The sequence below is a fragment of the Streptomyces sp. 796.1 genome (assembly GCF_047525675.1).
Lineage (GTDB): Bacteria > Actinomycetota > Actinomycetes > Streptomycetales > Streptomycetaceae > Streptomyces.
Genome location: NZ_JBLIWA010000046.1, coordinates 98,555 through 107,509 on the forward strand (window position 1 = coordinate 98,555; position 8,955 = coordinate 107,509).

An 8,955-nucleotide genomic window follows, 5' to 3' on the forward strand; every position below is an offset into this window, starting at 1 on the left:
CCCCCCCCCCCCCCCCCCCCCCCCCCCGTCCGCGGCGCCGTCGGCATCCCACTCGTCAGCCACCCGCTCCTGCGCGAGCGACCCGTCGCCCGCCTCTGACGTGGTACGCGACGAGCACCCGGCCGTGGCCACCAGCGTGACGACGAGGCCGCCCGCAACGGCGGCGACCGCACCGCCACCACACCGGTGCCGCCGCACCTGCACCCGGACCGATCTCTGGACCCTCATCGACGTCCGACCCCCTGACCGTTGTCGCGCCCGATACCCCGTGCGTCGCGCCGTACCGTCCGCACCCGCTCGGAGCCGGCGCGATCCGTGGCAAGGAGACGACGGTGAAATATGTTCCGTTCAACGATCGCCCCTACGGGCCGTCACGGGCCGGTAGCGTGGATGCGTGCCTCAGTTCGGTTCTGAAGAACACGAGACGACCACCACGGAAACGGGCGCCTTCTGTCTCGCCCGCTGTTCCTGCGGCTGGCTGGGCCCGGCCCGCAGGGCACGTTCCCGGGCGCGTACGGACGCGGACCTCCACCTCGCGGCACTGGTCGAACAGCCCGCGGCCACCGCCCCACCACCCGAACCCAGCCGTTAGCCCCGCCCGCCACGCTCCTTCGCCGCGCCGTTCGCCGGGTCCGTCCCTCAGGCCTCTCCGCCGGGCGGCTGGGCCTGCCCGGCGGCGTACCGCCGGGGTTGCCGCGTACGTGCGCGTACGGACGCGCGAGCCGCGAGAACAGAGCAGACGTGTACGTGCGTGTGGCCGGACGCGTGCGGCAGGCAGGTGCGTCCGGGCAGGCACGCGCGCAGGGCGTACGGGCAGGCGCGAACGGGCCCCGGCCCCGCACCGGCCGGCCCCGCACCGGCCGGCCCCGCACCCGCCGGGTCCGCCCCGCTCCCCCGGCATCCCCGAGCCCCGCCGCCCCGACATCCCGGCCGAAAATGTCATGAACGCGTCCGGCTTCTGGCCCCGCGGCCCCGGTGAAGGAACCGCCACCCGCCCTGCGCCCTCTGTAGGAGAGGGCCACGACAAGCAGCGGAGGGGCAGGATGGACAGGCGCACACTGCTGGCAGCAGGCACCGGGTTGGCCGCGACGGCCGCCTGGGGCGTCGCCTGCGACGACGACACCAGCCGGGCGGCCTCGCGCGGCAGCGGCGAACCCGCGACCAGCGCCACCCGCGGCAGCGCCCCGGCGGCCACCCGCTCGGCAGCGGCCGGCGCGGGCCGGCCGAAGCCGGCCGACTGGACCGCGCTCGGCAAGGGCCTGCGCGGCGGTCTGATACGCCCGGCCGACGCCGACTACGCCCAGGCCCGCAAGCTCTACAACACCCGCTTCGACCACCAGCGCCCGGCCGCCATCGCGTACGTGGCACACTCCTCGGACATCACCGAGTGCCTGGCCTTCGCCCGCCGGCACGGCACCCCCGTCGCCATCCGCAACGGCGGCCACAGCTACGCCGGCCACTCCGGCGGCACCGGCCGGCTGATCATCGACGTCTCCCGACTGAAGACGATCCGCACCGGCGCCGGCACCGCCACCATCGGCGCGGGCGCCAAGCTCATCGACGTCTACACCCAACTCGGCGCGCACGGCGTCACCCTCCCCGCCGGCTCCTGCCCCACCGTCGGCATCTCGGGGCTGACCCTCGGCGGCGGCCACGGCGTGGTCTCCCGGGCGTACGGGCTCACCGCCGACAGCCTCATCGGCGCCACCGTCATCACCGCGGACGGCAAGACCGTACAGACCGCGAAGGACCGCGAGGCGGACCTGTTCTGGGCACTGCGCGGCGCGGGCAACGGCAACTTCGGCGTCGTGACCGAACTCCGCTTCCGCACCCACAAGGCGGCGCCCGGCGTCAGCGCGTACCTCACCTGGCCCTGGTCGAAGGCGGCGGCCGTGCTCCGCGCCTGGCAGGAGTGGGGGCCGGCGCAGCCCGACGAGATCTGGTCGGCGATCCACTTCTCGGCCGCCCCCGGCCGCACCCCGACCCTCTCCGTCAGCGCCTTCTCCCTCGGCACCTACGGCGACCTCCAGAACGCCCTGGACCGGCTCGCCGACCGGGCCGGGGGCAGCGCCCGCAGCGTCAGCCTGCGCCGCCGCGGCTACCTGGACGCCATGCGGATGTACGCCGGCTGCGCCACCAAGAGCACCGCCCAGTGCCACCTGCCCGGCGCCACCCCGGGGCGCACGGCGGCCGGCACGCTCCAGCGGGAGACCTACGGCGCCCGTTCCGACTTCTTCGACCGCTCGCTCAGCCAGCAGGGCGTACGCACCCTGCTGGACCAGGTGGAGCGGTACGGCAGGTCCCGCGGGGACGGCGCCGTGACCATCGCCCTGACCGCGCTCGGCGGGGCCGTCAACCGGGTCGCGCCGCTGGCCACCTCGTTCGTCCACCGCCGGTCGCGGATGCTGGCGCAGTACACCGCCTCCTGGCCGGCCGGCCGTACCGGCAGCGCGCAGACCGCCTGGCTGGACGGCGCGCACACGGCCATGCGCCGCCATGCCTCCGGCGCCGCCTACCAGAACTACGCCGACGCGGGTTTGAAGGACTGGCGCACCGCGTACTACGGCGCCGCCGCCGGCCGACTGACCACCCTCAAGAAGCGCTACGACCCGGGCCGGCTGTTCTCCTTCCCGCAGGGGCTCTAGCCCGGCCCCGCCCCGCAGCGGCCGGACGCCCGCCGGTGCCACAACGCGGCGCGCCCCCACGCCCCGGGAACGGGGCGCGGGGGCGCGGGGCGAGTGGATCGCGGCGGGCCACGACGGAGCGCGGTGGTGGCGCGGTGGAACGGCGGCGCGCGCGATCCGGCCTCAGGCCGCCAGGTCGCTGTCCCGTCGCTTGTCGCTGACCTGGGTGACGGTCGGGCCGGCGGTGGGGTGCTGCTCGGTGGAGACGGTGACGCCGGTGGCCGGCCGGTGGCTGCGGCCACCGTTCGCCCGCACCAGCCAGCCGACCCGCGAGTCGGCCACCGCGCTGGCCAGCGGCGTCAGCAGCATCATGGCCAGCGGGGCGAGCAACAGCGCGACGGCCGTGCCGAGCGCGAAGCCGCCCACCACGTCGGTCGGGTAGTGCACGCCCATGTAGACCCGGCAGAAGCCCGCGACCAGCGCGATGAACAGGGCGAAGACCCCGTACTTGCGGTTGACCATGAAGATCGCGACCGCGATGGCGGCGACGAGCGTGGCGTGGTCGCTGACGAACGAGTAGTCACTCTTGCCGTCCACCAGGGCCACCACCCGCTGGTGGTCCTTGAACGGGCGGGGCCGCTCCACGAAGTTGCGGATCGGGATGTTGGCCAACAGGGCGATGCCGGCGGCGAGCGGGGCCCACAGCAGACCGGCGGTGGCGCTCGCCGCGTCGCTGCGCTTGCGCGCGCTCCACCACGCGCCGAACAACAGCGCGACCAGCGCGAAGACGACCCCGAACTCGCCGACGAACTCCATCACACGGTCGCACCAGTGCGGCGCGTCCCGTGCCCAGCCGTTGATGTCGTAGAGCAGGCTGACATCCGGGTTCGAGCCCTCCCTGACCTCTGCTGCCCAGGGGGACTCCACTGCGAGTCCAGCCATCTGCCGCGGCCCCTTATCTGTGTGCCCGTCACGCCCGTCGCTGCATGCAACTGGCCGCCCCCGCAGTCCTTCAACCCAGTCTGCTGCTATTCCACTCGAAGGAAACGCCTGTGTGGGGCAACACGTTCCACTCTCCACCCAACGATCACCAGGACGTTATCGAAGGGTGACCCATCGTCGCAGCTCAGAAAGTCGGCATCACGCAGGGTTCCGGCCACGCCACGCCCCGAAAAGTGCCCGTGATCGGCTTCCGCTCCGTTGCCCGAACCGGTCCGGGAGGCGGCTGTCGACCGGTCAGGAGGCCGCCCGCTCCTGGGGAGTGGGGAGCGCATTCGCGCCATCTTTGGTGACCCGGGTCGCCCCGATGTAGTCCGGCGAATCGATGTCGTCGTAACGGATCACCGCGCCGGTGTACGGAGCATTGATCATCTTGCCGCCGCCGACGTAGATCCCGACGTGGTGGATGGACCGCGGGTCCTGGAGGTCGTACGCGAAGAAGACGAGGTCGCCCGGTTGGAGTTCGTCGCGACTGGGGTGCGGCCCGGCGTTCCACTGGTCGTTGGCGACGCGCGGCAGTTCGATGCCGACGGTGGCGTACGAGGCCTTCGTCAGCCCCGAGCAGTCGAACCGCCCGTCCTGGTCCGGCGTCCCGTTGCCGCCCCACAGGTAGGGCGTGCCGAGCTGCTTCTGTGCGAAGTAGATCGCCGCAGCCGCCTGCTTGGACGCGGCGACCGGCCGGGTCGGCGCCGCGAAGCTCTTGGCGAGGGTGGTGATCCGCTGCACGTAGTTCTGCGTCTCGTTGTACGGCGGCACCCCGTTGTACTTGATCACGGCGTACGAACCGGCGTTGTAGGAGGCCAACATGTTGTGCGTGGGGTCGCCCGGCACGCCCTTGACGTACTTGGCCAGCGCGCAGTCGTACGCGGCGGCGGACGGGATCGCGTCCGCCGGGTCCCAGATGTCGCGGTCCCCGTCACCGTCGCCGTCCACCCCGTACGCGTCCCAGGTGCCGGGGATGAACTGCGCGAGGCCACGCGCGTTGGCCGGGCTCACGGCCTTCGGGTTCCAGCCGCTCTCCTGGTAGAGCTGCGCGGCGAGCAGCGCCGGGTTGATGGCCGGGCAGCGGTTGCCGTGCTGCTCCACCAGCTGCGCGTACTCCGCCGGCACGGCCCCCTCCACGAGCCGCACGGAACCGCCCGAGCCGCCGCCCGGGAGCTTGCTGGCGACCATGTACGTGGCCAGGACGAGCAGGGCGACGAGGGAAAAGGACAGCCCCATACCGATGCTGACAGCGAGCCAGGCCTTCTTTCGCACCGGGCCATCCTCCCCCATCCGGCGGTCACATGGACATGGTGGGCACGGTACGACGGCGCCCGCCACCTTGGCGAGAGGGCGTCTGACGTCCACCGATGCACGGCGGGAGCACACGGGTGGAGGCATGCGTCACACGACCGGGCCGGCCCGCGGACCGGTCTACGAACGATGAACGGCGGCCGGCGGGCGGCGGGCGGCCCGGCCGGGCGTGGGTGCGCTGCGGCGGTGAACCTGCCGGTCCCGGGGGGGGGCGTCGGCCCGGCCCTCGTGCGGACCGCCGGCGGCTCCGGTCGGCTCCGGTCGGCTCCGGTCGGCTCCGGTCGGCTCCGGTTGCTCACCGCGCTCCGGCCGGCCCCACCGGGCCACGGGCCGCCGTCGGGTGGCTCCCGGCGGCCGGTGTGCGACTGCCGCCCCGCCGGCCCCGGCTACAGTCCGACTCACGGCCGTACGCCACCGATCCGTACGGCGTCACCGGCGGCCGGCGCACCACCCCACGCCCCGTCACCACCCCACCAGCACCCGCGACAAGGACGCCGCCATGGACCTGGAGCAGCTCGACTGGCAGCCCGCCGTCCCCGAGGGCGAGGACCCGCCGGAGTACCTGGAGGTGGCCGCGGGACCGGACGGCCGGATCTACCTCAGGGAAAGCCGCAACCGGGACGAGGTGGTCATCACCACCCCGCCGAAGTGGGAGGCGTTCATCAAGGGTGTCAAGGCCGGGGAGTTCGACGGCTTCGTCGAGTGAGGGCACGGCCGCGGCTGGGGGCACGCCGCCGCAGTGGTCGACGGCTCCCGGGGCGCCGCGGCCGTACGGGACCGGCCAGGACCGGCCGGCGAGCGGCCCGTACGAGTGACACAGAACGAGCCACGGTTCCGCGACAGCGCTCCCCTCACCCACCACCACCGACCAGGTCCACACCAGCCCGGCAGCGGAACGTGACGGAACCTCACGACGCGCAAAGCAGAGCGTGACGAGAACCGAAGCCGTCGACGCCTCGTCTCACTCACTGCACCCGGCTTGATCGCAGGTCAGGGCGGCGGTGGCCGGATCAGATACAAGATCCGCCAAGAAATGCCGCCAAATCGACATGCGACAGTGGCAACTTCAGCGAAGATAGAGGCTGACCCGTGCCGTGCGGCAACGGGCACACAACAACCCATAAGGGGCGGTGAGTTCACATGTACTTGGCAGCCGAAAAAGGCGACATCACCACCATCATCGGCGGAATCGCCCCCGACTGGGGGCCTTTCGGAAGTTTGGGTAACGAAGCACGCATCATGATCGAGGTCGTGATGGCCGTATCCATTCTGCTGTGCCTCGGCATCGCGATCTGGGGCGCGGCCAAGCAGCGCATCGGAGCGACGGCCCTGCGTGACACGTTCAGCGCCGAGCAGGGCAAGGGCCTGATCGTCGCTGGCCTGACCGGCGTCTTCATCATCGGTTCGCTCGGCACGCTCTTCACCATCGTGTACGGCATGGCCGTCTAGCCCCTCGTCCCACCCGTGCGGCGCCGCGCGCGCCGCACGTCAGCGAGCGTCGGGCCGCCACCGAGCCCGTCGCCGCGAAGGCCCACCCGTCCTCCCCCGCCCGCCTCCACCTCCCGACCGACCACCGTTCACCCCTCCCTCCCCACGAGGCCGCTCGCTGATGCCGACACCTCCAGGCCACTCGGACCGCCGGCCGCGTCCACCGCGGCGCGGGCGGAACGGGCGGCCGGCACGTCGCGCCGGCACCACCCCGCCCCTCCCATCCCCCCGGTCCCGCTGCTGAGGTTGTGTCAGCTTGATGTGCACCCACACCACCGCACCCGCGCTCCGTCGCGCGCCGCTACCGTCGTACCAGGGCGGCACCAGAGCGACGGCCAGCGAGCCGCCGCTCGCCCCGGCGTCGTACGGCCGGGCGGCGCCGCACAGAGCGGACCGGGCCGGGGCGGCACGCACGGCAGCGACCGGGCACACGGGTGAAGGGGCGGGCGCACGATGAGTCCCAGCGGCGACGAGCACTACGACTCCTACGGCGGTGAACACGGCGACGGGCGACTGACCCGCACCCGGCTCCCCGACGGCGACGGCGACGCCTTCGGCGGCGGCCGACGGCCCCGCCCCACCCCCAAGCCGAGCCGCAGCCTGCTCACCGTGGTCTCCGTGGTCGTCCTGCTCATCGCGGCCATCGCCTTCGCCAACCGGGGCGGCGGTGGCGACGGCTCCGCGAGCGACGGCGGAAGCAAGTCCTCCCGCGACAAGAACGAAGCGGCCCAGCCCACCGCCCCCACCGGCCAACGCCCCGTCAGCGGCAAGGACACCACCACGGGCATCGCCACCGGCTTCCCCCGCACGGAACAGGGGGCGCAGAGCGCCGCGGCGAACTACGCGGTGGCTTTGGGGTCGGTGGAGATGTACACGCGAGAGAGCCGGCACGCCATCGTGAACACGGTGGCGGCGCCCCAAGCGATTCCTGAGTTCGAGCAGGTCCTCGACAAGGCCTATTCGTCGAACGTCCTGCACAGGATTGGGCTGAGCAAGGACGGCAAAGCCCCGGAGGGGCTTACCTTCGTCTCCCGCACAATTCCCATTGGCACCAAAATCAAGGAGTACTCAGCCAACACCGCCACCATCGACGTGTGGAGCACTGGGCTCTCCGGCATCGCTGGCGAAGGCTCGAAGCGTCCGGTCAAGACAGACTGGTTCACCGTCACGCTCAAACTCTCGTGGACAGGAAACGACTGGAAGGCCCTCGCTCACTCACTCACGGATGGCCCCGCGCCCGTGAGCGGTGACGTACCAGTATCTGGTGCTGACCAAATCACAGAGGCAGTCGAAGGGTACGGAGGATTCACGTATGCCCGGTAGGTCAAGCCGTGCCCTTACCCTGACAGGCATTCTGGCTGGCTTGCAGACCACTCTGGTGCTGCTGGCCACTCGGGTTGCAGCCGCTCCGTCCCCAACGCCTACGCCTACGCCCACGTCTGATGACCGCAAGGTCTGTGACCAGATCCACGGCTCAGGAAGAGAGTTCTGCCGAGACGAGGGGAAGGGAGACGCTCCCGGGTCCGAAGACCCCACCGCCCCCATCGACCCCGCAGTCTCCCTAGCCCGCTCCTGCGCCAAAGCCGCCTCCTGGCTGGTCGGCAAGTTGTCCGACATGGTCAACGAGACGGCCGGGGTGGACTTCACCAACGAGACGTTCCTGCGGCAGTACGCCATCGTCTTCGCCGCCTCCACCGTGCTCACGCTGCTGCTGTGGCTGCTGGCCGTCGCCAAGCGGGCGATCCGTGGGGTGCCGTTCATGGAGGCCATCACCGAGGCCATCGGGTTCCTCTGGCTCACCGTGCTGGCCTCGGCCTTCACCCCGCTGGTGCTGTACACCGTCGTCTCGGCCACCGATGCCGTCACCGAGGTGATCGCCTCGGGCACGGGGGCCGACAACGACGCGTTCTTCGGGTCGTTCGCCGAGGCGTTGAAGAAGGACGAGGACATCGGCGGCGGGCCGATCATGCTCATCGTCGTCTCGCTGGTGACCATCCTCGCCTCCGGCGTGCTCTGCCTCGAACTCGTCATCCGCGCCGCCCTGCTCTACGTCGGCGCGCTGCTCGGCACCGCCGTCTACGCGGGCCTGGTCGACAAGAACATGTGGGGCCACGTCCGCCGCTGGGCCGGCCTCATGATCGCGGTCATCCTCGTCAAGCCGGTGATCATCATCGTGCTCGGGCTGGCCGGGGCGCTCTCCGGGGACGAGGGGCCCGACGCGTTCTCCGCGGTCGTCTCGGGCCTGTCGATCATCATCCTGGCCATCTTCGCCAGCGCCATGATCTACCGCTTCGTACCCGGCTTCGGCGACGAGATCATCAGCAGCCGCAACGCCAGCAACGACGCCGCCTCCCGGCAGGCCGCCGCGATCGTCAGCTCCCCGGCAGCCCTGGTCAAGCAGGGCATGAACGCCCACAGCAACCGGGCCGTCGGCGCCCCGGTCGGCGGTGGCGACGGCGGGGGCGGCGGCTCCGCCCAGCCGCGCCCCGCCAACCCCGTCTCCGGCGGCGTGGCCGCGCACAGCGCCCGCGGCGGCTCGGGCGGCGAC

The 8,955-nt window shown here is 72.0% G+C and carries 8 protein-coding genes; 6 read left to right on the forward strand and 2 right to left on the reverse strand.

All coding sequences use genetic code 11. From position 1 onward, the window contains the following. Positions 1–394 precede the first annotated feature (394 nt). Both ACMA1D_RS27210 and ACMA1D_RS27215 read left to right on the forward strand, forming a co-directional pair. Entirely contained in the window at positions 395–592 is a 198-nt protein-coding gene (locus tag ACMA1D_RS27210) for a hypothetical protein (RefSeq protein ID WP_414726642.1), read from the forward strand. Positions 593–1,043: 451 nt separating this feature from the next. Continuing rightward, the gene (locus ACMA1D_RS27215) at positions 1,044–2,645 is read left to right on the forward strand and encodes an FAD-binding oxidoreductase (RefSeq protein WP_414726643.1); all 1,602 of its coding nucleotides are present in this window, start codon (positions 1,044–1,046) and stop codon (positions 2,643–2,645) included. A 162-nt stretch (positions 2,646–2,807) separates the two neighbouring features. On the opposite strand, the gene ACMA1D_RS27220 is transcribed toward ACMA1D_RS27215, so the two are convergent. After that, a complete protein-coding gene (locus ACMA1D_RS27220; RefSeq protein ID WP_414726644.1) occupies positions 2,808–3,566 on the reverse strand; it encodes a phosphatase PAP2 family protein in 759 nt (252 codons plus the stop codon). A 294-nt stretch (positions 3,567–3,860) separates the two neighbouring features. Beyond that, the gene (locus ACMA1D_RS27225; RefSeq protein ID WP_414726645.1) at positions 3,861–4,898 is read right to left on the reverse strand and encodes an NlpC/P60 family protein; all 1,038 of its coding nucleotides are present in this window, start codon (positions 4,896–4,898) and stop codon (positions 3,861–3,863) included. 520 nt (positions 4,899–5,418) lie between these two features. Between ACMA1D_RS27225 and ACMA1D_RS27230 the strand changes: the two genes are divergently transcribed. The 4 genes from ACMA1D_RS27230 to ACMA1D_RS27245 all read left to right on the forward strand — a co-directional run. Beyond that, a complete protein-coding gene (locus tag ACMA1D_RS27230; RefSeq protein WP_414726646.1) occupies positions 5,419–5,625 on the forward strand; it encodes a DUF397 domain-containing protein in 207 nt (68 codons plus the stop codon). Positions 5,626–6,059: 434 nt separating this feature from the next. Then, the gene (locus ACMA1D_RS27235; RefSeq protein ID WP_176162433.1) at positions 6,060–6,368 is read left to right on the forward strand and encodes a hypothetical protein; all 309 of its coding nucleotides are present in this window, start codon (positions 6,060–6,062) and stop codon (positions 6,366–6,368) included. Positions 6,369–6,860: 492 nt separating this feature from the next. Further along, positions 6,861–7,730, forward strand: a complete 870-nt coding sequence (locus tag ACMA1D_RS27240; RefSeq protein WP_414726647.1) for a hypothetical protein — start codon at positions 6,861–6,863, stop codon at positions 7,728–7,730. Further along, a partial coding sequence (locus tag ACMA1D_RS27245) for a hypothetical protein (RefSeq protein WP_414726648.1) occupies positions 7,720–8,955 on the forward strand: 1,236 nt, incomplete at its 3' end. The genes ACMA1D_RS27240 and ACMA1D_RS27245, both read left to right, overlap by 11 nt.

What these genes read in the sequence shown, in the direction of transcription:
- ACMA1D_RS27235 (WP_176162433.1), top strand. Translation starts at nt 6,060, where the DNA reads ATGTACTTGGCAGCCGAAAAAGGCGACATCACCACCATCATCGGCGGA.
- ACMA1D_RS27220 (WP_414726644.1), bottom strand. Translation starts at nt 3,566, where the DNA reads ATGGCTGGACTCGCAGTGGAGTCCCCCTGGGCAGCAGAGGTCAGGGAG.
- ACMA1D_RS27230 (WP_414726646.1), top strand. Translation starts at nt 5,419, where the DNA reads ATGGACCTGGAGCAGCTCGACTGGCAGCCCGCCGTCCCCGAGGGCGAG.
- ACMA1D_RS27225 (WP_414726645.1), bottom strand. Translation starts at nt 4,898, where the DNA reads ATGGGGGAGGATGGCCCGGTGCGAAAGAAGGCCTGGCTCGCTGTCAGC.
- ACMA1D_RS27240 (WP_414726647.1), top strand. Translation starts at nt 6,861, where the DNA reads ATGAGTCCCAGCGGCGACGAGCACTACGACTCCTACGGCGGTGAACAC.
- ACMA1D_RS27215 (WP_414726643.1), top strand. Translation starts at nt 1,044, where the DNA reads ATGGACAGGCGCACACTGCTGGCAGCAGGCACCGGGTTGGCCGCGACG.